General features: G+C 66.2%; 17 protein-coding genes. 12 read left to right on the top strand and 5 right to left on the bottom strand.

The features are described from left to right. Positions 1–63: 63 nt before the first annotated feature. Positions 64–1,656 carry a phosphoglycerate dehydrogenase gene (gene serA, locus CXR29_RS11940; RefSeq protein ID WP_127364628.1) on the top strand — a complete coding sequence of 531 codons (1,593 nt, stop codon included), beginning with the start codon at positions 64–66 and terminating at the stop codon, positions 1,654–1,656. Positions 1,657–1,679: 23 nt separating this feature from the next. Here the strand turns inward: serA and CXR29_RS11935 are convergent, their stop codons facing one another. Next, positions 1,680–2,381: a phosphatase PAP2 family protein gene (locus tag CXR29_RS11935; protein ID WP_101595062.1), complete on the bottom strand. Its 702-nt coding sequence runs from the start codon at positions 2,379–2,381 to the stop codon at positions 1,680–1,682. Then, positions 2,378–3,229, bottom strand: a complete 852-nt coding sequence (locus tag CXR29_RS11930; protein ID WP_101553628.1) for an HpcH/HpaI aldolase/citrate lyase family protein — start codon at positions 3,227–3,229, stop codon at positions 2,378–2,380. The genes CXR29_RS11935 and CXR29_RS11930 overlap by 4 nt, the downstream gene beginning before the upstream one ends. A gap of 303 nt (positions 3,230–3,532) precedes the next feature. Between CXR29_RS11930 and CXR29_RS11925 the strand changes: the two genes are divergently transcribed. The 11 genes from CXR29_RS11925 (at position 3,533) to CXR29_RS11875 (ending at position 16,347) form a co-directional block, all read left to right on the top strand. Further along, entirely contained in the window at positions 3,533–4,570 is a 1,038-nt protein-coding gene (locus tag CXR29_RS11925) for a 3-isopropylmalate dehydrogenase (protein WP_127364627.1), read from the top strand. Between the two features lie 194 nt (positions 4,571–4,764). After that, the gene (locus tag CXR29_RS11920; protein WP_101553630.1) at positions 4,765–5,856 is read left to right on the top strand and encodes a branched-chain amino acid aminotransferase; all 1,092 of its coding nucleotides are present in this window, start codon (positions 4,765–4,767) and stop codon (positions 5,854–5,856) included. 229 nt (positions 5,857–6,085) lie between these two features. Continuing rightward, on the top strand, positions 6,086–7,576 hold the full coding sequence (locus CXR29_RS11915) for an MFS transporter (RefSeq protein ID WP_127364626.1): 1,491 nt from the start codon (positions 6,086–6,088) through the stop codon (positions 7,574–7,576). Positions 7,577–7,645: 69 nt separating this feature from the next. Continuing rightward, entirely contained in the window at positions 7,646–9,355 is a 1,710-nt protein-coding gene (locus CXR29_RS11910; protein ID WP_127364625.1) for a DUF222 domain-containing protein, read from the top strand. Between the two features lie 120 nt (positions 9,356–9,475). Next, positions 9,476–10,138 carry a GNAT family N-acetyltransferase gene (locus tag CXR29_RS11905; RefSeq protein WP_127364624.1) on the top strand — a complete coding sequence of 221 codons (663 nt, stop codon included), beginning with the start codon at positions 9,476–9,478 and terminating at the stop codon, positions 10,136–10,138. A gap of 74 nt (positions 10,139–10,212) precedes the next feature. Beyond that, the gene (locus tag CXR29_RS11900) at positions 10,213–12,420 is read left to right on the top strand and encodes a prolyl oligopeptidase family serine peptidase (protein WP_127364623.1); all 2,208 of its coding nucleotides are present in this window, start codon (positions 10,213–10,215) and stop codon (positions 12,418–12,420) included. A 10-nt stretch (positions 12,421–12,430) separates the two neighbouring features. After that, positions 12,431–13,510, top strand: a complete 1,080-nt coding sequence (locus CXR29_RS11895; RefSeq protein WP_127364622.1) for a lipoate-protein ligase small subunit — start codon at positions 12,431–12,433, stop codon at positions 13,508–13,510. Beyond that, positions 13,489–14,277 (top strand): Type 1 glutamine amidotransferase-like domain-containing protein, encoded by a 789-nt coding sequence (locus CXR29_RS11890; RefSeq protein ID WP_241241433.1) that lies wholly within the window; start codon positions 13,489–13,491, stop codon positions 14,275–14,277. The genes CXR29_RS11895 and CXR29_RS11890 overlap by 22 nt, the downstream gene beginning before the upstream one ends. A gap of 129 nt (positions 14,278–14,406) precedes the next feature. Next, positions 14,407–15,192, top strand: coding sequence for an FAD-dependent thymidylate synthase (gene thyX, locus CXR29_RS11885; RefSeq protein ID WP_025779438.1), 786 nt, complete (start codon positions 14,407–14,409; stop codon positions 15,190–15,192). A gap of 60 nt (positions 15,193–15,252) precedes the next feature. After that, a complete protein-coding gene (locus CXR29_RS11880) occupies positions 15,253–15,831 on the top strand; it encodes a maltokinase N-terminal cap-like domain-containing protein (RefSeq protein ID WP_127364621.1) in 579 nt (192 codons plus the stop codon). Positions 15,832–15,912: 81 nt separating this feature from the next. Further along, entirely contained in the window at positions 15,913–16,347 is a 435-nt protein-coding gene (locus CXR29_RS11875; RefSeq protein WP_127364620.1) for an HIT family protein, read from the top strand. A 72-nt stretch (positions 16,348–16,419) separates the two neighbouring features. Here CXR29_RS11875 and CXR29_RS11870 read toward each other — a convergent pair whose 3' ends face one another. The 3 genes from CXR29_RS11870 to hrpB form a co-directional block, all read right to left on the bottom strand. Beyond that, positions 16,420–17,475, bottom strand: a complete 1,056-nt coding sequence (locus CXR29_RS11870; protein WP_127364619.1) for a zinc-binding dehydrogenase — start codon at positions 17,473–17,475, stop codon at positions 16,420–16,422. Positions 17,476–17,604: 129 nt separating this feature from the next. Then, on the bottom strand, positions 17,605–18,609 hold the full coding sequence (locus CXR29_RS11865) for a 3-methyladenine DNA glycosylase (RefSeq protein WP_241241432.1): 1,005 nt from the start codon (positions 18,607–18,609) through the stop codon (positions 17,605–17,607). 61 nt (positions 18,610–18,670) lie between these two features. Next, the gene (hrpB, locus tag CXR29_RS11860; protein WP_127364618.1) at positions 18,671–21,463 is read right to left on the bottom strand and encodes an ATP-dependent helicase HrpB; all 2,793 of its coding nucleotides are present in this window, start codon (positions 21,461–21,463) and stop codon (positions 18,671–18,673) included. Between the last annotated feature and the right edge of the window lie 19 nt (positions 21,464–21,482).

Genomic DNA, 21,482 nt, shown 5'->3' with positions numbered 1-21,482 from the left:
TTGTGAAGGATTCCTGAAAGTCTCATAAGGTGGACGCGTCCCGGACGCAACAGGAGGAAATCAGTGCCCAAGCCCGTCGTGCTCATCGCCGAAGAACTGTCACCGGCCACCATCGAAGCTCTCGGAGGAGACTTCGAGATCCGTCACACCGAGGGCGCCGACCGATCCCAGCTCCTGCCCGCCATCGCGGACGCCGATGCGATCCTCGTCCGGTCGGCCACGCAGGTCGACGCCGAAGCCATCAACGCTGCGAACAACCTCAAGGTCATCGCCCGTGCCGGAGTCGGACTCGACAATGTCGATGTGCCCGCAGCCACCTCGGCGGGTGTCATGGTCGTCAACGCTCCCACGTCGAACATCATCTCCGCAGCCGAGCTGACGATGGCCCACATTCTGGGATCCGCGCGGTACTTCGGCGCCGGCAACACCTCGCTGAAGGCGGGGGAGTGGAACCGGAAGAAGTACACCGGCGTCGAACTCTACGAGAAGACTCTGGGTATCGTCGGCCTCGGCCGCATCGGCGGACTCGTCGCCGAGCGCGCGAAGGCCTTCGGCATGCGTCTGGTCGGCTACGACCCCTACATCACTCAGGCTCGTGCGGCTCAGATGGGCGTCGAGGTCCTCGACCTGCCCGGTCTGCTCGCCGTGTCCGACTTCGTCACCGTGCACATGCCCAAGACGCCGGAGACGGTCGGCATGATCAGCACCGAGGAGCTCAAAGCCGCCAAGCCCGGCGCCCGGTTCATCAACGTCGCCCGCGGCGGCATCATCGACGAGGCGGTCCTGGCCGAGGCCGTGGCCAAGGGTGAGGTCGGCGGCGCCGGAATCGACGTCTGGAACGTCGAGCCGCCGGAGCACTCGGCGCTCATGGATCTCGATGCCGTCAACGTCACCCCGCATCTGGGCGCCTCGACTCATGAGGCACAGGAGAAGGCCGGCGTCGCCGTGGCGAAGTCCGTGCGCAAGGCTCTGGCAGGGGAACTCGTCCCCGACGCGGTCAATGTCGCAGGCGGTGCCATCCACGAGGATGTGCGTCCGGGCATTCCCCTGGCCGAGCGTCTGGGCCGGGTCGTCAACGCGCTGGCCGACTCCTCGGTCACGCACTTCAAGGTCGAGGTCAACGGCGAGATCGCCGACAAGGACGTCTCCGTCCTCAAGCTCTCCGCGCTCAAGGGCCTGTTCAAGGACGTCGTGTCCGACCAGGTCTCCTATGTCAACGCTCCGCTGCTGGCCGAAGAGCGCGGAATCGGCGTCGAACTCGTCACGGATCCGTACTGCGAATCGTTCCGCAACATCACCCGCCTGACCGCGACGACGAGCACCGGGCAGCGCATCTCGGTGTCGGGCACCGTGACCGGTCCGAAGCTCGTGCAGAAGCTCACCGAGGTCGACGGCTACTCGCTGGAGATCGAGCTGACGGACAACCTGCTCATCTTCCGCTACGAGGATCGTCCGGGAATCATCGGTCAGCTGGGTCTGGCACTCGGCGCGAACAACGTCAACATTGCCGGAATGCAGGTCTCGCCCGCGTCGACGAGCAACGAGGCGCTGTCCGTCCTGGCCGTGGACTCGGTCGTCTCGGACGAGGTCGTCAAGGCTGTGGCCGGTGCCGTGAACGCCTCGGCCTTCACCGGCGTCTCACTCCAGGAGGACTGAGACCCTCACGCCGGACGACCCGTTCACCCCGCAAGCCAGAGAGCGAAGCGGGGTGAGCGGGTCCTCTGTGCTGTCAGGGTCCAGAACTCGTCGACGAGAACGGCGACGGCGATGCCGATGAAGGCGCCGGCGATCGTGTCGGTGAGCCAGTGGACCTGGAGCGCGGTCCGCGACCACATCATGGCGAGGATCCAGACGGCGGCGAGGAGGAATGACCAGCAGAAGCCCATCCTCGGTGCCTGAGCTTCTGCTGCCTGGGCGACTGATCCGCGCAGCTGATGGCGGCGGCAGGCGATGATCGCCAGGCTCATGGCCAGTGCGGCAGCGCCCATCGAATGTCCCGAAGGGTAGGAGAAGCCCAAGGAATCGTAGAGCTGATCGCCGGGGCGCAGGCGGGTGACGACGGCCTTGAGGATCTCCGAGGCGGCGATGCCGGCGAGCATCGTCGTGACGAGGACGATCGCCGAGCGCAGGCGTCTGCGCAGGATGAAGAAGCCCGTGAGCAGCGTGGTGCAGATGACCACACCGGTCCCGCCGCCGACCTCGGCGAGGACGACGGCGATCCAGTACGGCACCGAGCCCTCAGTGAGGCCGACGAGCTCCAGCCAGGCCTGATCGATCGGGGTGGGTCCGATGCGTTCGAGGTGCAGCCACAGTCCGAAGGCGATGATGAACAGGACGGCGGGCAGTGTTGCCCACAGCAGCCAGGACGGCTGTCGGCTCAAGCGTTCCAGAGGCCGTAGGTGTCAGCCAGGGACGCGATCTTCTTCGCACGGGCCAGGCGGGGCAGGTAGGAGCCGTCGGTGATCTCGGATCCGCCTTCGGCGGCTTCGAGCATCTGGCGGGCCCAATCGCGTTCGTCCTCGCTCGGGCTCATTGCCTCGTTGAGGGTGTTGACCTGGTCGACGGTGAGCACGAGCTTTCCGGTCATGCCCATCATGTGAGTGACCTCGGCATCGGCCCAGACCTTCTCATCATCGGCATCGGCGGCCGACGGTCCGTCGATGGGACCGGGCAGTCCGCCCATGCGGGAGGCGATCGTCAGGCGCGAACGGGCGTAGGCCAGGGCCATCGGATCGCCGGAGAAGCCCGTGTCCTTGCGGAAGTCGTTCGTGCCGAAGGCCAGGCGGAAGGTGCCGGGCGCCTCGGCGATCTTCGTGGCGTTCTCCACTCCACGCGCCGATTCGAGGAGTGCGATGACCGGCAGGCCCGCCTTCGCACGCATCGCGGTGTAGGAGACCTGCTCGGGCCGTTCGGTCTCCGGGAGCATGACTCCGCGCAGACCGGGCAACATGGCGATCGCGGCGAGGTCATCGTCCCAGAATTCGGATTCCATCTTGTTGATGCGCACCCAGGCCGACATTCCGTTCTTCAGTGCGCGCACGACATTGTCACGTGCCTCGAGCTTCTTGTCGTCGGCGACGGACGCTTCGAGGTCGAAGATGACGGAGTCCGCTTCCGACGTCTGCGCGGGAGTGAAGATCTCTTCCTTCGCAGCGTTGACGAGCAGCCAGGACCGGGAGAGTTTGGCGGGCAGAGCTGCGGCACGGGCGTTGCGGATGGTCTCGGTCAATGATCGACTTTCTCTCGGGGCAGTTTCGGCGTGGCCCCCACGGGGTTTGGGGTGCTGTATCCATCTTCGTCCCTGCGGCGCCGGATGTGTAGCCGGAATCAGGGTTTGAGACGTGAAATTGTTCATGACCGCACACGGATCGCGGGATCTGTCCCGGGAAGGGCAGGCGCGGCCCGTTGGGGCAGGGGGCCGCTTTCGGGTGGCTGACGTCGCTCAGCCTCCGTGCCGATGAGCGCCGGTGACGATGGTTCACATTGTAAGACGCCGCAGTTGCATCGTGAGATGGGCTCGTATTCTGTGGGCATGAAGTTCTCAATCGCAGTCATGCCCGGAGATGGAATCGGCAACGAGGTCGTCCCCGAAGGCCTCAAAGTCCTCCGCCGCGCCATCGAGGTGTCAGGCGAGCCCGTCGAGCTCGAGCTCACAGACTACAAGGTCGGCGCCCAGCGCTACCACGAGACCGGTGAGACGCTCACCGACGACGAGCTCGAGTCGCTGCGTGGACATGATGCCATCTTCTTCGGCGCCTGCGGGGATCCGTCCGTGCCCTCCGGAGTGCTCGAGCGCGGAGTGATCCTCAAGATGCGCTTCGGGCTGGGGCATGCAGTGAACCTGCGTCCCTCGAAGCTGTTCTCCGGAGTGACCAGCCCGCTGGCCGATCCCGGAAAGATCGACTTCGTCGTCGTCCGCGAGGGCACCGAGGGCTCGTACACCGGATCCGGCGGATCGGTGCGCACGGACACCCCGCAGGAGGTCGCGACCGAGGTCTCGGTCAACACCTGGTACGGCGTCGAGCGTGCGGTCCGCGACGCCTTCGCCCGGGCTCAGGCGCGGAACAAGAAGCTCACCTACGTGCACAAGCACAATGTCATGGTCCATGCTGGTCACCTGTGGCGTCGCGTGGTCGAGAAGGTCGGGCAGGAATTCCCCGAGGTGGCCGTCAACTACGAGCACACGGATGCGTGCACGATCTACATGGTCACGAATCCCGAGCGCTACGACGTCATCGTCACCGACAACCTCTTCGGGGACATCCTCACCGACCTCGCAGCCGCGGTCACCGGCGGAATCGGTCTGGCCGCCTCGGGGAACCTCAATGTCGAAGGGACGGCGCCGAGCCTGTTCGAACCGATCCACGGTTCGGCTCCGGACATCGCCGGCCAGCAGATCGCGGACCCGACCGCGTCGATCCTCTCGGGGGCGCTCATGGCCTCCCACCTGGGACTCGAGACCGTGGCCAAGGCGATCGAGACGGCCGTCGAAGCCGACCTCGCCGAGCGCGACGGAACGAAGCGGTCCACCTCCGAGGTGGGCGACGCGATTGCGGCACGCCTCGGCTGACCGGAAGCCGCGGTCGGCGTGGTCGACCGCCTCGGCGAGGGGCGGATGGGTGACGATGGGGTCACCTCTGCGAGGATGAACCCAACCGAGCGACACCCGATTTCAGGATTGACGACATCACCCCGGTGCGACGAGCGCCGGGGTGATGGACTACCCTGAAAGTGTCACTCATCACAAGTGAGAAAAGAGTTTTCATGACAGATTTCACCGTTCTTAAGAACCTCCAGCCGCAACCCGAGCTGGTGCGCGAGAACATCAAGAAGGATCCCGGCTTCGGCCAGTACTTCACCGACCATATGGCGCACATCCGTTACACGGTCGACGACGGTTGGCAGGGGCACGAGGTCCGGCCGTACGGGCCGCTGCTGCTCGACCCGGCAGCCGCTGTTCTCCACTACGCCCAGGAGATCTTCGAGGGGCTCAAGGCCTACCGTCATGCCGACGGTTCGGTATGGACGTTCCGACCCGAGCGCAACGCCGCGCGCATCAACCGCTCCGCCGAGCGTCTCGCGCTGCCGCAGCTGCCCGAAGAGGACTTCATCAACTCGCTCAAGCAGCTGGTCAGCCTCGACCAGGCCTGGGTTCCGACGCCGGAGTCGGACGCCGATGAGTCGAGCCTGTACCTGCGGCCGTTCATGATCGCCACGGAGCGGTTCCTCGGCGTGCGGGCCAGCCATGAAGTCGACTACTACGCCATCGCATCGCCGGCCGGTCCCTACTTCTCCGGCGGCATCAAGCCGGTGTCGATCTGGCTCTCGCCGAAGCTCAAGCGCGCCGGCGCGGGCGGCACCGGCTTCGCCAAGTGCGGCGGCAACTATGCATCGTCGCTGGTGGCGACCAACGAGGCGGCCGCAAAGGGCTGCCAGCAGGTGCTGTTCACCGACTCGGTCGAGAACAAGTACATCGACGAGCTCGGCGGCATGAACCTCATGCTCGTGACGAAGAGCGGCAAGCTGCTCACTCCGGCGCTGAGCGATTCGATCCTCGACGGCGTCACCCGTCGTTCGCTGCTCGAACTGGCACCGCAGCTCGGACTCGAGGCCGAAGAGCGTCAGATCTCCATCGAGGAGTGGCGTGAGGGTGCGGCCAGCGGCGAGATCGTCGAAGCATTCGCCTGCGGCACCGCTGCCGTCATCACGCCGATCAGCAAGCTCGTCAGCGAGGACTTCACCATCGACCATGGTGAAGAGGCCGGTGAGAAGACCATGGAGCTGCGCAGGACGCTGCTCGACATCCAGTACGGACGGGTCGAGGACACGAACAACTGGCTGGTGCGCCTGGCCTGATTCGATGGGCGTCGTTGGCCTGGCGGGCGTTGTCTGAACTGGACGTCAGTGTCTGATCTGGACGTCAGCCGGGCACGCTCTTGAGGCGGGCCGCTGCGAAGTGATTCGCGGCGGCCCGCCTTCTGCTTTCCGCGCGTCGTTCACCCGTTGTCCCTTGTTGCCCACCCGCTATCCATTGCGCCGGCGGACGTTTTACTCAGTTGTGCGTAAATTGCGGTACTGTGGCCTCGTGCACACGACCACCTCGGCGTCGATTCCGACAGCCTCCGAAGTCATCGCTCACCTGCCATGGAAGTGGCGCACCCAGGGTGCCATCTTCATCATCGGCGGGCTCGGTTTCATGTTCGACGCCTGGGACGTCGCTCTCAACGGATTCCTCATTCCGCTGCTCAGCGACTATTGGAGTCTCAGCCTCGGCCAGGCCGCATGGATTGCGACCGCCAATCTCATCGGCATGGCACTGGGTGCCTTCATCTGGGGCGGCATCGCCGATGTCATCGGGCGGAAGAAGGCGTTCACTCTCACTCTGCTCGTCTTCTCGATCTTCACGGTCGCCGGAGCATTCGCCCCCGCATATGGTTGGTTCATCCTCTTCCGCTTCCTCGCGGGATTCGGTCTGGGCGGATGCATCCCAGTCGACTACGCCTTGGTCGGGGAGTTCACGCCCAGCCGACATCGCGGACGCGTGCTCACCGCCATGGACGGTTGGTGGCCGATCGGCGCCTCTCTCTGTGCGTTCGTCTCCGCCTATCTGCTCGGTTTCGGGGACTGGCGGCTGATTATGCTCGTCATGATCGTTCCCGCCCTGCTCACCGTCGCCGTGCGTTTCGGGATTCCTGAATCACCTCTCTATCTCGCCTCGGTCGGCCGGTACGCCGAAGCCGACGCGATCATCAGACGACTGGTCGAGCGCACCGGCGCCGACGTCACCGAGTGGACCCATGAACCGGTCGGCGAGGCTGCCGCAACGCCGGCGGCCGGTGACGATGCAGCCCCGACAACGGCTGAGCCCGACGCGGATCGGAGCACGGCGAGCCCCGCCGCGTCGCAGACGACGCCGACCTCGGACGCGGGGCCCAGAGTCAGCGGGCAGCTGCGAGCGGCCAGCGGTCAGCTCGTGCAGCTGTGGCAGCACTCAGCCAAGACGACCCTCGTCGCCTGGTCGCTCTTCGTCTCCGTCCTCCTTGTCTACTACGCGGCACTGACATGGCTGCCCGGAATCCTGAAGAAGCAGGGGCTGGCCGATCAGGCGGCGTTCCTCGTCACCGGGTCGATGACCGCGGTCGGCATCCTCGGCGTGATCGTCTGCGCGCTCATCGTCGAACGATTCGGTCGCAAATGGGTGCTCGGAGTCTCGGCGATCGTGGCCGCGATCCTCCTGATCGGATCTGCCGTATTCATCGAAGCTTCCGGTGCCGAACTCACCTGGACGGCGAAAGCGGCCATCATCGGCTTCGGCTTCGTCATCCAGATCGCGATCCCGACCCTGTACACCTATGTCTCCGAGCTCTACCCGACCCGACTGCGCGGTTCTGGTTTCGGTTGGGCTTCTGCGGCGTCGCGTCTGGCCACGGGAATCGCCCCGATCGTGTTCGGCGCGTTCATGTGGCCGGTGCTCGGCCTGACCCTGACGTTCGTCCTCACCGGAGCTCTAGTCGTCGTCGCCGTGGTTCTGATGAGCTTCATGGCACGAGAGACGACCGGTGAAGAATTGAGCTGACTAGTGGTCTGACCAGGGCAGATACGTTCGGGAAATGTCGTGTCAGTGCCGACAGGTAGTGTCCTGGACATGGAGGCAAAGCAGGTTCCAGACGCACTCACCGAGATCCTTCGGTGGCGCGACAGCCTGTCCGAAATGCCTCCTGCCGCGACCGAGGAAGAAGCGATCGATCGCATCACGGCTCTTGAGGAACTGACCTCCGCATGCGCCGCCGCACAGGCCCGCGAAACCCTGACGTTCGATATGCACCGAAAGAATCGGGAGGCCGAAGACGGTGTCCCGAGCAAGAAGCAGGGACTCGGGGTCGGCGCGGAGATCGGCCTGGCCAGAAAGGTCTCCCGACACCGCGGCAACGCGCTGCTCAAATTCTCACGGACCCTGCTCCTGGACCTGCCCAATGTCTACTCGGCGATGAAGGGCGGAGACATCTCGGAGGAGAAGGCACGCACTGTCGCCAAGGAATCCGACTGGCTGCCGCGGGAGAAGAAGCACGAGCTCGACGAGCGGATGGCCGAACGCCTGGCCGAGGTGGGAGTCAGACGACTGGGCAACGAGGTGAGGGCCCTGGCACAGAAGCTCGACCAGCAGGCAGCGGTCGACCACCTCGAACGCTGTGTCGAAGAGCGCTCGGTCAGCGTGCGTCCGGCACCGGGAAACATGGCCTATCTGACTGCTCTGCTGCCGATGTCGCAGGCCGTTGCCGCATTCGCCAATCTCAAGAAGTCGGCCCAGACCGTGACCGCCACCGGCAAGGCCGACGGCCGTGGTCAGAATCAGATCGCTGCGGATCTTTTGGTCGAGCGACTGACCGGGCAGGCTGCCGCTGCGGCCGTGCCCACCGAAGTCCACCTCATCATGCAGGACAGCAGCCTGTTCGGGTCCGGAGAAGAATCGGCATGGTTCCCCGGGGTCGGCCCGATCCCGGCACAAGCCGCCAGGAACGTCGTTGCCGAGAACGAGGCCGCCACCTTCATCCGCAGGCTGTACACGCGGCCGGAAGACGGTCAGCTCGTGCGGATGGACTCCCGCCGCAGGGAATTCTCCGGGCTGCTTCGACGCATGGTCGTCTTCCGCGACGACGTCTGCCGTTCGCCCTGGTGCGAGGCACCCATCCAGCACGCCGATCATGCCGACGCGGCCGCTGCCGGTGGGGAAACGGACTGGGACAACTCTTCTGGACTGTGCGCCGCCTGCAACTATCTCAAGGAACTCAGCGGGTGGCGCCATCAGGCGACAGCCGAGGCCCTCGAGGTCATCACACCGACCGGTCACCACTACAGGACCCGAACCAAACCCCTCAGCGGTCCCGATCCCGGGTGCGCCTCTGGTCAGGACGACAGTCGTGGTGCGAGGCATGGCCCCGGCGAACAGGATCCTCCTGATCAGCAGCATGATCGGCAACGGCAGCAACGTCCCGGCCGACAGCATGGTCCCGAGCCGGGACGAGACACCGGGGAAGCAGCGGCAGAGAGGACGGCGACTCCGGTCGACGGGGCTCGCGCCGCGACTCCGGGTGACAGCGACTGTGCCGGAGCGCTGGGCGGCAGCGACCGTGCCGAAAAGCTGGATGACGAAGCCCGCGTTGTACCGCCGCGTGCCGATTCCGAATTTTCGGTGATGATCCCATGGCGATACGTTCGCCGGACCTCGCAGCCGGCAACCATCGATATCGGTGGGTCGAGTGTCGGAATCGACATCGTCGATGCCGACGAACGGCCGATGAGCCCCACCGAAGAACTTCTCCGCGCCGCAATCCTCGAACACAGACGCAGGTTGTGAGCCGAGTCTGCCGCGCTGTGAACCGAGTCTGCCGCGCTGTGAACCGAGTCTGCCGCGGCGACGGCAAGTGGTCACCGAAAGTTCAACTGCCCGCTCCATGACGAGACTATGGTGATAGTCATGAACGACCTCACCGGGCAGCCGTCGCCCGCCGGCCATTGCGCGCGGTCCGGCCACGCGGACGACCCCACGGTCGAAATCGTGTGGGGGATGCCGGCGGGGATGGGTCCACTGTGGCAGGGCGTGCCCTCGGGGCCGGGAATCCGCGGTGTCCTGCCACCCCGCAGCGAGGTCGAAGCGCTCTATGGGGCCGCTGCCGCCGAGCCGCCGCTGAACGAGGACCCGAGGTTTGCGGCACTGTTCGCCGATGTCTACGACGTCTCCGTCCGCAAGGGACAGGTCCTCATGACATTGACCCGGACCCAGCCCGACGGGCGGCTGAGCTCATTCGCCTACGGCCACCATTGGAGGTGGGAGGAGCAGAAGTATCCGTGGGCATTCGAACTGCAGAGCCGCCTCGGCGAGGCTTCGACCGAACTCGAGTCGACCTTCGCACTCAACCTGCTCGCCCGTGATCCGAAGCAGCGCGAACAAGGCCTGGGACGGCTCACCCTTCAAACGTGGATCGGAGAGGTCGGACACTGCGGCTGCTGGCTGCAGACCGACGATATCGACAGTCCGGCACGCCGCCTCTACGAAGAACTCGGCTTCGCAGAACTCGGACACGGCCCCGACGCCCCCAACGGGCAGCCCGGCCTGGTCATGTTCCGCAGCCCGCGGTGAGAACTGCACGTCAGACGAATTCCTCGTCCGCGGCACCACGTGGCTGTTTCAGCGGCGGTCACTAGGATGGGAGAATGCGCGAAGAAGACTCACCGACAGCGGCCCCGACGACGAGTGCCGAACTGCCCGACGACGAAAACCTCTGGCTCGAAGACATCTCCGGCGAGCAGCAGATCGCCTGGGTGAAGAACCAGAACGCGAAGACCCTCGCCCGATTCCACGACGACCTCTTCGATACCATCTCCGGCGAACTGCGCACCGCGCTGGACTCCGACGACCGCATTCCGATGGTCACCAAACGCGGCGACCACTTCTTCAACTTCTGGCGCGATAGGACCAACCCGAAAGGTCTGTGGCGACGCACCACATGGGAGAGCTACCGCACGGATGCACCCGACTGGGATGTGCTGCTCGACCTCGACGAACTGGCGGCACAGGAAGACACCGCCTGGGTCTGGTCAGGAGCGATGGTCCGGCGCAGCGACAATCGGCGCGCCCTCGTCCTCCTGTCCCCGGACGGAGGCGACTCCCACCGAGTCCGCGAATTCGACCTCGACGACCGCACCTTCGTCGACGGCGGCTTCGACATCCCCGCAGCCAAGACACGATTGGCCTGGCTCGATGATGACACCGTCCTCGTCGCCACCGAGACCGACGCCGACTCACTGACGACCTCGTCGTATCCTCGCCAAGCCAGAGCGCTCCGCCGCGGTCAGAGCCTCGACGAGGCCCCGATCGTCGCCGAAGTCCCACGCGACCATGTGGCGATCTTCGTCGGCAGCGACATCCGCCCCGACACCGCGGCCACCGACCGTGCCGTCATCGTCGACGCCATCGACTTCTTTAACTCGACGATGAGCTTCGTCGACCTCGCCGACATCACCGGCGCAGGCGGTTCGCTGTCGGTCGAACCGACGACTTGGGCCGACGCGCTCAACCGAGTCGACGTTCCCACCGACGTCGAGGTCGGCTTCGACCGCGACCTCGTGCTCTTCCGTCCGCAGTCGACATGGCAGTCCACCACCACCGAAGTGGCCGCCGGCGGCCTTGCCATCGCCGAAATCGATGCGGTCAAGGCAGGCGAGATCACTCCGCGCGTGATCTTCACCCCGGACGCCCGCACCTCGCTGCAGTCCTTCACCTTCACCCGCGACTACCTCGTCCTCGAACTGCTCGCCGACGTGCAGTCGACACTGACGGTCCTCGACCTGAACAACGATTTCGCCGAATCCACCCTGCCCGGGGTGCCGGCCAACCACATGGTCGGCCTCGGCGCGGTCGACAAATACGACCCGGCCACCGCCAACGACTTCTGGATGGTCAGCACCGGCTTCCTCACGCCCTCGACGCTGTCGTACGGAACTCTGGGCCCCTCGGACGAAGCTGCGGGAACGGACTCCGAAAAGTCCACCGCCGAGGTGATCAAATCGGCGCCGGCGATGTTCGATGCCGACGGGCTCAGCGTCGAGCAGCACTTCGCCACCAGCGCTGACGGAACGGCGATCCCGTACTTCCAGATCGGATCCGACGACCTCGTGCTCGACGGCGACAATCCCACACTGCTCGACGGCTACGGCGGATTCGAAGTCAGCCGCACACCCGGATATTCACCCGTGGTCGGCATCGGCTGGCTCAGCCGCAGCACCACCGGAGACACCATCCCGACAGGCCGCCGAGGCGTCTATGTCCTCGCCAACATCCGCGGCGGAGGCGAATACGGGCCTGAATGGCACACTGCCGCGATGCGAGAGAACCGCATGCGCTGCTATGAAGACCATTCGGCCGTGGCCCGCGATCTCATCGCCCGCGGAGTGACGAGCCCGAAGAGGCTCGCCTGTGCCGGCGGTTCGAACGGCGGATTGTTGGTCGGCAATATGCTCACCCAGTATCCCGAGCTGTTCGGCGCAGTCTCCTGTGGAGTTCCGCTGCTGGACATGGCCCGGTACACGAAGCTCAGCGCCGGCTATTCATGGAAGGCCGAGTACGGCGACCCGGACGTGGCCGAGGACTGGGCGTTCATCAGACACTTCTCGCCCTACCACCTCCTCGAAGACGGACGGGACTATCCGCCGGTGCTGTTCTGGACGGCGACGTCGGATGACCGGGTGGGACCGGTGCAGGCGCGGAAGATGGCCGCCCGGATGCAGGCGCAGGGTATCGAGAACGTGTGGTTCTTCGAAGACACTGAAGGCGGTCATTCCGCGGCTTCGGACAATGAGCAGACCGCGTTCACCCGGGCGCTGAGCTACCGGTTCATGTGGAACGCGCTGACAGGGGAGTAGGTTGGCAGATATGACGAACGAGACACAGCACTTCCACGGCGAATACAAGGTCATCGGCGGCAAACTCGTCGTCGCCGATGTCACCACCGACGGTAAGACGATTACCGAGGTGAAGATCTCCGGTGACTTCTTCCTCGAACCCGAGGAAGCCTACTTCGACCTTGCCCCGGCCCTCGTCGGCGCCAGCGTCACCGCCGACAATGCGGCCCTGCGCGGCCGCCTCGACGAGGCCCTGGCCGGATATGGTTCGGACCTGGCGATGCACGGCTTCTCCACCGCCGATATCGCCACGGTCGTGCGCCGCGCCCTCGGCTCGGCCGCGAACTTCACCGACTTCGACTGGCAGGTCATCCGCGGAGAGGTGCTGCCCACTCAGCTCAATGTGGCGCTCGACCAGGTGCTGCTCGAAGAAGTCGCGGCAGGTCGTCGGCAGCCGACCCTGCGGTTCTGGGAATGGGAGGACACCGCCACCGTCATCGGCGCCTTCCAGTCCTACGTCAACGAACTGCGCCCCGAAGGCGTGGACAAGTACGACGTGCAGGTCGTCCGTCGCATCTCCGGAGGCGGAGCAATGTTCATGGAAGGCGGCAACTGCATCACCTACTCGATGTTCGTCCCGCCTGCCCTCGTCGCCGGTCTCGACTACGAAGAGTCGTATGTGTTCCTCGACCAGTGGGTGCTCGCGGCGCTGAAGACTCTCGGTGTGGAGGCGTTCTACAAGCCGATCAACGACATCTCCTCGACCGGCGGCAAGATCGGCGGAGCCGCACAGAAGCGCAATCGCGACGGCACCCTGCTCCACCACGCGACGATGAGCTATGACATCGACGCCGACAAGATGGTCGAGGTGCTGCGCATCGGCGAAGCGAAGATCTCCGACAAAGGAGTGGCGAGTGCGAAGAAGCGCGTCGATCCGCTGCGGAGCCAGACCGGTGAGGCACGCAAGGACATCATCGATGTCATGGCCGACACCTTCGCCACACGCTATGGAGCCACCTACGGCACCTACACCGAGGATGAGCTGAAGCGGGCACAGGAACTCGTCGATGAGAAGTTCGGAACCGAGAAGTGGACGCACCGAGTGCCGTGACCGCGGGCTCCGGCCCGATCGCCGAGGCGGTCGAGCAGTTCCGCGGCACGATCGTCGCTCTCGGCGGCGGTGGGTTCTCGATGTCCGAGACGGGGGAATCGGGCATTGATGACGAGCTTCTGCTGATGGCGAGTCGGCGACGCACCGCATCTGACCTCCCGCATGTCTGCTTCGTCCCGACGGCATCCGGCGACAGCCGCGACTACATCGAACGGTTCGAAGCGGCATTCGAGGCGCGGGCACGAACCCATGTCCTCTCCCTGTTCGGGCAGGCTCCGTGGGACTACCAAGATCCGGAGATGCTGCTCGGCATGGATCTCATCTACGTCGGCGGCGGGTCGACGGCGAACCTGCTCAGCCTGTGGCGTCGGCACGGAGTCGACGGGGTCATGCGCCGGGCGGCTGACGGCGGCACGATCCTCGCCGGCATCAGCGCCGGAGCGAACTGCTGGTTCGAGGCATCGTCGACGGACTCGTTCGGTCCGCTGGCGCCGTTGGACGATGGGCTTGGATTTCTGCGGGGGAGCGCCTGCCCGCATCTCCACGGCGAACCCGGCCGGGAAGCCTCCTTTCGGAAATGGATCGCCGACGGCAGCCTGCCGGGCCCGGGAACCGCCATCGACGACCATGCTGCGGTCGTCTACGTCGATGGTGCGGCCACCTCGGTGATGGTGGAATCCGACGGCGCAGCCGCGTATTCAGTCGACGAATACGGCCGACTCCGGACCCTGAACGACCACGCACGGCCGCGGGCCGCCGAGGAATGAACGGCGAGCTCGCCGGCTGCCATCGCTGACTGACGAATCGAGAAGAGTTTCGAGACGGACGGGTGGCCATCCGGGCGGCGGCGGTCTGTAGGATTGGGAACCAATCACGTCCCCTGCACAAGGAGAGCCATGCGCCAGGTCGAACCGTCCGTTGAACTGCTCGCCAAGCCCAATATCGATTGGGAGGCGATGAGGACTTACCTCGATGAGGTGGGCGGAACCTCCTGGGCGGACCGGGTCGAAGATGCGGAATCTCCCGACGCCGAGGATCTCCTCGAGTTCTCCGGACGCATGTGCTACCGCTCGTGGGAGCCGGGCCTCAACCCGAACGTCTCCCGCGTGCGCACCGATTCCGCGCAGTACCTCGGCAATGTCGTGAAGTCTCAGCACGGATCCGTGCTCGAACACGCGAACTTCACCTTCGTCCTCCACAACGTCTCGCGCGTGCTCACCCACGAGCTCATCCGCCACCGCGCGGGGTCGGCGTTCTCGCAGGAATCGCTGCGATACGTCCGCCTCACCGACATCCCGTTCTGGTTCCCCGAGTGGGCACGCGAAGATCCCGAACTCATGGAACGCAGCCTTCAGGTCCTCGACACCCTCGAGGAGCACCAGAAGTGGATGGCCGAGCACTTCGAGCTCGACGAGGAGGGCACGAAGTTCTCGCACAAGAAGCACATGACCTCGTTCATGCGTCGTTTCGCCCCCGAGGGGCTGGCCACCGGCATCGTCTACACCGCGAACCTGCGCTCTCTGCGCCATGTCGTCGAGATGCGCACTGCGAAGGGCGCCGAAGAGGAGATCCGCCTGATCTTCAACAAGATCGGTGAGGTCATGCGCGAGGAGGCTCCGGCGGTCTTCGCCGACTACGAGGTCGTCGACGGAGAATGGATCCCCGGCACCCGCAAGGCCTGAGGCTCGCCACCACCAGCCACACCTGACGCCGACGTCAGACAGATTCCAGGAGGACATGCCATGGCAGATATCTACGCAGCTCAACTCAACCCCGGCAAGCTCTACGTCGTCAGCGACTGGGTGGCCGAGCAGGATTGGGCCGCCGAGCTCGATCTCGAGGCGAACCCGCTCGAGGCCGTCACCGCGTACCGCTTCGACGATCCCACCGGAGAGGTCGGCATCGAGGTGCACATCGTGCGCAGCGGCGATCAGCTGCTGCAGGTGCCGCTGACCTACCGCGGGGCACCGCTCGACGGCGCCGACGAAGCATTCGTGGCGAACATGGAGCATTCGGTGCTCGGCAAGCGGTGGGTCTACGCCGGCATGGGCGACCCGCTGTTCCGGCAGCGCCTCGACCACACCATCGCCACCGCATCGACCGCGGCGGCGCAGTACCGCGTCGACGCTGAGGGCAATCGGGGAGAGGAGATCACCGACGTGGCCCACGCCTTCGGGACGGGACCGCTGCCGGGCGCCGGCGACGTCGAGATCCTCTACCGCCTGTCGCCCGATTCGCCGGCGGAGAAGTCCGACGCCGGTCTGCTGCTCGGTCGCTGGGAGGGCCAGGACACGAACGTCGTCCTCGCCATCATGGTCTGAGGGCTCGCCTCTATGATCTGAGGGGCCCGGGCCGAGCGCCGTAGGGCCCAGCCAACTCACCGCGGGGGAGGAACGGAATTCATGAGCAGCGATTGCATCTTCTGCCAGATCGTCGCGGGTGACGCACCGAGTGCGCCGATCGCCGAGACCGAAGCGACGTTGGCGTTCATGGACATCCAGCCCGGGTCGGACGGGCATCTGCTCGTCGTGCCGAAACGGCACAGCACTGATCTGCGGGACATCCCGGGAGACGACCTGGCGGCGGTGGCGCTCGAGTCTCAGCGCATCGCCAAGCACGCCTATGCGGCGTGGGATGCGGACGGAGTCAATCTCATCAACTGCTGCGGTGCCGATGCCTGGCAGTCGGTCTTCCACTTCCACATGCATGTGATTCCGCGCTACCGGGACAAGAGCAAGGACCGCCTGCGGCTGCCGTTCGAACCCGGCGTCCGCGGGGATCAAGAGCTCATCGGCTCCCTGGCTGTGAGCATGCGGGAGTCGCTCGACGCGGAGTGAGCATTGCCGTGATCGCCGCCGGTGCGCTCGACCTCGTCGAGGAGACGCACAGTGCCCGGACCCCGGCCGTTCTCACCGCGCCAGGTCGATGATCGTCATTCCCGTCGAGGCGGCGGGGGAGCTCATCGCCTCCATCGCCGCCGGTGCCTCGTCGAGTCCGATGACAGTGGTGACGAGGTCCTGAGGGCGCAGCCGTCCCTGCACGACGAGGTCGACGAGCTCCGGGTACTCGGCCGCGGCCATTCCGTGCGAGCCGAGCACGCTGAGTTCGAGCGCGATCACGCGCGGCAGGTCGACGACCGGTTGGTCGGGCAGCAGACCGATCTGCACGTGCCGGCCCAAGGGTGGCAGAGCTCCGATCGCCGCCCGGATCGTGTCCTCCCGGCCCAGTGCGTCGACGGTCACGGCCGCCCCGTCGGGATCGGTCGACGCGAACTGCGCGACCACCTCGGCGCTCAGTTCCTCCGGACTGAGATCGCGAGCGTTGACGGTCCGTGCGGCACCGAACTCACGGGCGGACTCCAAGGCCGCATCGCTGACGTCGACGGCCACGACCCTCGCCCCGAGGGCACGGGCGATCATGATCGCAGACAGTCCCACTCCGCCGCAGCCGAACACGGCGACCGTCTCGTCCGCGGCAAGGCGAGCCCGCACGCGCAGACCATGGAAGGCCGTGGCGAATCGGCACCCGAGACCGACCACCGCCGCGGCCGGCAGATCCTCGGGTACGGCCACGAGGTTCGCATCGGCATTGTGGATGACGACTCGATCCGCCCACGACCCGAAATGCGTGAATCCCGGCTGCGTCTGATCGGGGCACACCTGTGCATTGCCCGAAATGCACCACCGGCAGCTTCCGCACCCGCACACAAAAGGAACGGTGACACGTTGGCCGGCGCGGAAATGCTCCATACCGACCCCCGCCGAGGCGACCCGACCCACCAGCTCATGCCCGGGTACGTGGGGGAGAGTGATCGTCGAATCGTGGCCGGCCCACGCGTGATGATCGCTGCGGCACACCCCGGTGGCTTCGACGTCGATGACGACGCCCGCATTGGGGGCCGTGGGCGCGGGAATGTCCGTGAGATTGGGACGGACAGAGAACTGATCGAAGACGATGGCACGCATACCGCCGATCATAGGCTCGCCGGTGCCGCGACCGCGAAGACGTCCACGAAACGGCGCGGCCGCAGCGACTGGTCAGCGCAGCAGGCTCGGCGCAGCCGCAGCGTCTAGCCAGCGCAGCCCCCAGGCGACTCAGCGCGGATGAACTCCGGCGACCGCCAGAGCATCGAGCAGCCGAGCCCGCAGCTGCTGAGCCCTGGCTGAAAACGCGCGTTGCCGCTCCATGTACTCGGCCTTGCCCGCGGCGGTCTCGATCGCGACGACCCCGTAGCCCCATCCGCGCAGGTCATAGGGGGAGGCCTCCATGTCCAGAGTGCGGATATCGAGAGCCAGATCGAAGCAGTCGACGACGAGGTCCGAATCAGCGACCGGTGAGATCTTCATCGCCCACTTGTACAGATCCATCCCCGCGTGCAGACACCCGGGCTGCTCGTTGCTGACCATGCCCTCACGGCTCGGCTGCAGGGTATTGAGCGGCCGGGCCGGTGCGGTGAAGAAGCGGAACGCATCATGATGCGAACACTGGATGCGATGGCCTTCGACCACGGCATCGGTCTCAGGTGGGCTGAGCCGCAGCGGCACCTGCTGATGACGACGCTGCTCCTCGCTGAGACAGTAGACCATCGCCCATTCGTGGATGCCGAAACACCCGAAATTCGCCTCCCGATTCAGCGTCGACGACAGCAGGGAGGCGATGAACTTCGCCCCATCCCCACGATCGGCCCGCCAGGACTCGAGGTCCACCTCGGCGAGATTCCGATCCTCGTCGATGAGGTACCAACGCCGGTCGAAATACCGGCGATCGGCCGCCTCGGCGAGTTCGACGCGCACCCCCGGTCCGGGATGCCACTTCTTCAGCTGCCCGACCTTGAACGGGTAATAGGTGAAGAGGAAATCCTCGACCGGATGGGACTCCTGCCGCATCCGCCTCTCGATATGGGCATCCGTGCGCTCGGCGATCCGATGTTCGTGCTCATCACGCAGCCCGCGCCAGATCTCGGCAGGAACGACACCGTCACCGAGGCGGCCCGCCGGTTCGTCGGTGCGCTCGGTCACCGCCGCGATCGGGGCCACCGCCGACGAGGCGGTCGCCGCCGCGATCGGGCTGGCAGTCATGGTCGTTGGCGCGGAAGTCACCGCACCATTGTCCCAGACGACGGTCGGGCTTGCATGCGCGTCGGGCCCGGCGATGAGTCGGTCAGCGGCCCGAGCGCTTCGTGCCCTTCGCCGCCGGAGCGTTCAGCGGGTCCTCCGGCCACGGGTGCTTCGGGTAGCGACCCCGGTTCTCGGCTCTGACATGGGCATACGCGTTCGCCCAGAACGATGCGAGATCGGTCGTCACGGCCAAGGGCCTGCGCGCCGGGGAGAGCAGATGCATGGTGACCGGCACCCTTCCGTCGCAGATGCGCGGCACTTCGGTCCAGCCGAAGCATTCCTGGAGCTTGACCGCGAGGATCGGGCTCGGGATCTCGGTGCGCTGGGATGCGGCCGCAGACTCGCCGTCCGCTCGGGATCCGTCGTCCGCACCGGAGACGGCCTCCGGCTCGATGAGATCGGGGTCCGGATACTCGAGGTGGATCGCAGACCCGCTGGGCACTGTGATGTGGGTCGGGGCCAACTCATCGAGCCGGGCCGCCTCGGGCCACGGCAGCAGACCGCGCAGCGCGGAGACAAGATCGACCCGTGCAGGGTCGGAGCCCTTCGCGATCCGGTCGAGCACATCCGGACACCACTGATCGAGCGTGGCAGACAGGTGCCCCCACCTCACCTCCGGCCAGGGATCCCCGACGACCGCGCGGAGCAGACCGAGCCTGGCCCGCAGGTTCTCGAACGCCTCGGACGGCCGCGCGACCTCGCGGGCTCCTCGTTCGCGCACCGATGCGGCGATGGCACGGCGGGCCAGTTCCGGGCCGGCCTGGATCGGGGTGGACGTCAGTTCGATCCCGCCGAGGCGGCTGCGCCGAACCGCGCGGACCCTCCCGGACTCGAATGTCGCGGTTTCCTCCGTGTGCAGCAATCCGGCGCCGGCGAGTTCCGCGGTGTCGACGTCGATGGGCACGGCAGATCGGATGATCGCCCGCGATCCGGCCAGACCCACCTCGGCGATGGCCAGCCACTGACTGCCCTGCAGTGAGGAGTCACGCGGCAGGCTCGCCGCCGTGCCCGAAGCCAGCAGATAGTCGGAATCCGAAGCGCTGCGCAGCCGTGCGATCTGCAGCGGATACGACAGCGCCGTGACGAGTCCGAGGTCCTCGGGTGTCAAGGATGTGCCGGAATTGCCGCCGCCGTCTCCCGTGTCGCCGCCATCGCAGTCCGAGGCGAATCCGCGGGCGATCGACGCGAACCGTCTGCGGTCCTGAGCGAATCGGGCATCTCGGCTGCGCCGCAGTTGACGCATCAGAGCGGAGAGATCGGCGCCGGCAGCCCGCTGAGCGGATTCGATGACGGCGACCGCTTCTGCCGCACGAACGGGATCGAGCAGCGCTGCCCCGTCGAGCAGACCGCGTGCCGCCCATACCGAGGCGGGAACCGCCGCGATCGTCCGCCCTACTTCAGTGACGCGGAGAGCCGAGACTTCAATTTCCGAAGCATCCGTGGCCACCTCCACTGCTCCCAACGCGACCAAGTTGTCGACCGCCTGCCGCTTGGGGCCGGCCGGCAGCGGATCAGGCAATAGGGCCTCGTCGCCGCCCCACGTGGCTAGGGCCAACACCGCGGAGGTGAGATCGGAGGTCGCGATTTCGGGTGGAGTGTGCTCGGGCAGGCTCGCCCAATCGGACTCTGACATGCAGCGATACGCAGCACCCGGTCCCTGCCGAGCGGCACGGCCGGAACGCTGCGTGCCCGAGGCCTTCGACTCGCGCATCGTCACCAGCCCGGACATGCGCCGCCGCGTATCCAAGCGCGGCCCCCGGGAGAGCCCGGAGTCGACGACGATGCGCACTCCGTCGATCGTCAGTGCCGATTCCGCCACTGATGTCGAGACGATGACCCGCCGGTTCCGACCCGTGCCGGACGAGCCCGGATCGACCGGACGCAGGATCGCATCCTGCTCCTTCGCCGGAGTTCGGCCCGTGAGAGTGTGCACCGCGACCACAGCGGAATCCGAACCACCACCTGCGCTCGCCTCCAGATCTGTGCCCGCCTCGGCCCCTGCGCTCGATCCCATACGACGCCGCACCCGGGAGGCCACCTCGTCGACCTCACGTGCCCCGGGAGCGAAGACGAGCACATCCCCGGCGGCGTTCTCCTCGAGCGCGCTCACCGTCACCGCCGCCAGATGATCAAGGAAATCCCAGGTCACACCCCTCGCATCGAGCGGCCGCTCCTTCGCCGGTGCCCACCGGACCTCCAAGGGATGAGTCTCGGCGGCCACCGACACCAGCGTCGCCGGTGCCTGCGGCCCGTCCCCGAGGCGCGCTGCCCACAGCCGCGCATCCAAGGTCGCAGACATGATGACCACAGCAAGGTCCTCACGCAGATCTGCCAACTCCCGGCACATCGCGAACGCGAGATCCGTATCCAACTGCCGCTCGTGCACCTCATCGAGGATCACTGCCGCGACGCCGGTCAGCTCCGGATCGCGCAGCAGCCGTGACAGGAGCACGCCCGTGGTGACGAATTCGATGCGCGTCGCAGTCGTTGTCCGCGACTCACCGCGGACGGTGAAACCCACCACCTCGCCGAGGCGGGTCCCCGTCAACGATGCGAGCCGCCTGGCCGCGGCGCGGGCAGCCATCCGCCGCGGTTGGGTGACGATGATGCGGCCCGGGAGTTCGGCACCAGCCGAACCTCCGGAGAACCGGGCCACGTGCTCGGCGATCATCGGCGGCACCACGGTCGTCTTACCGGTGCCGGGAGGAGCCTCCACGACCACTCGCGGGAAGGGGGCCGCCTCGGCGATGGCCAGGTCATCGATGAGCGCGGCGGCGGGCAATCCGGCCCCGATGCGGGCGAGATCGAAGGTGTGCGGGAGGTGCGGATCGGGCATGACACCAGTCTCTCAGCAG

Origin of the sequence: Brevibacterium linens, assembly GCF_003999335.1 — a bacterium.
In the GTDB taxonomy this organism is placed as follows: domain Bacteria; phylum Actinomycetota; class Actinomycetes; order Actinomycetales; family Brevibacteriaceae; genus Brevibacterium; species Brevibacterium linens.
Note: the sequence above shows the minus strand (reverse complement) of the source record. Positions and strands in the feature narration are given on the sequence as shown.

Excerpts from the sequence above, each read along its gene's own strand:
- CXR29_RS11870 (WP_127364619.1), bottom strand. The coding sequence starts at position 17,475 with ATGCGTGCCATCGTCTTCGATCAGTTCTCTGTCCGTCCCAATCTCACG.
- thyX (WP_025779438.1), top strand. The coding sequence starts at position 14,407 with ATGCGCCAGGTCGAACCGTCCGTTGAACTGCTCGCCAAGCCCAATATC.
- CXR29_RS11900 (WP_127364623.1), top strand. The coding sequence starts at position 10,213 with ATGCGCGAAGAAGACTCACCGACAGCGGCCCCGACGACGAGTGCCGAA.
- CXR29_RS11875 (WP_127364620.1), top strand. The coding sequence starts at position 15,913 with ATGAGCAGCGATTGCATCTTCTGCCAGATCGTCGCGGGTGACGCACCG.
- CXR29_RS11895 (WP_127364622.1), top strand. The coding sequence starts at position 12,431 with ATGACGAACGAGACACAGCACTTCCACGGCGAATACAAGGTCATCGGC.
- hrpB (WP_127364618.1), bottom strand. The coding sequence starts at position 21,463 with ATGCCCGATCCGCACCTCCCGCACACCTTCGATCTCGCCCGCATCGGG.
- CXR29_RS11925 (WP_127364627.1), top strand. The coding sequence starts at position 3,533 with ATGAAGTTCTCAATCGCAGTCATGCCCGGAGATGGAATCGGCAACGAG.
- CXR29_RS11880 (WP_127364621.1), top strand. The coding sequence starts at position 15,253 with ATGGCAGATATCTACGCAGCTCAACTCAACCCCGGCAAGCTCTACGTC.
- CXR29_RS11905 (WP_127364624.1), top strand. The coding sequence starts at position 9,476 with ATGAACGACCTCACCGGGCAGCCGTCGCCCGCCGGCCATTGCGCGCGG.
- CXR29_RS11910 (WP_127364625.1), top strand. The coding sequence starts at position 7,646 with ATGGAGGCAAAGCAGGTTCCAGACGCACTCACCGAGATCCTTCGGTGG.
- CXR29_RS11920 (WP_101553630.1), top strand. The coding sequence starts at position 4,765 with ATGACAGATTTCACCGTTCTTAAGAACCTCCAGCCGCAACCCGAGCTG.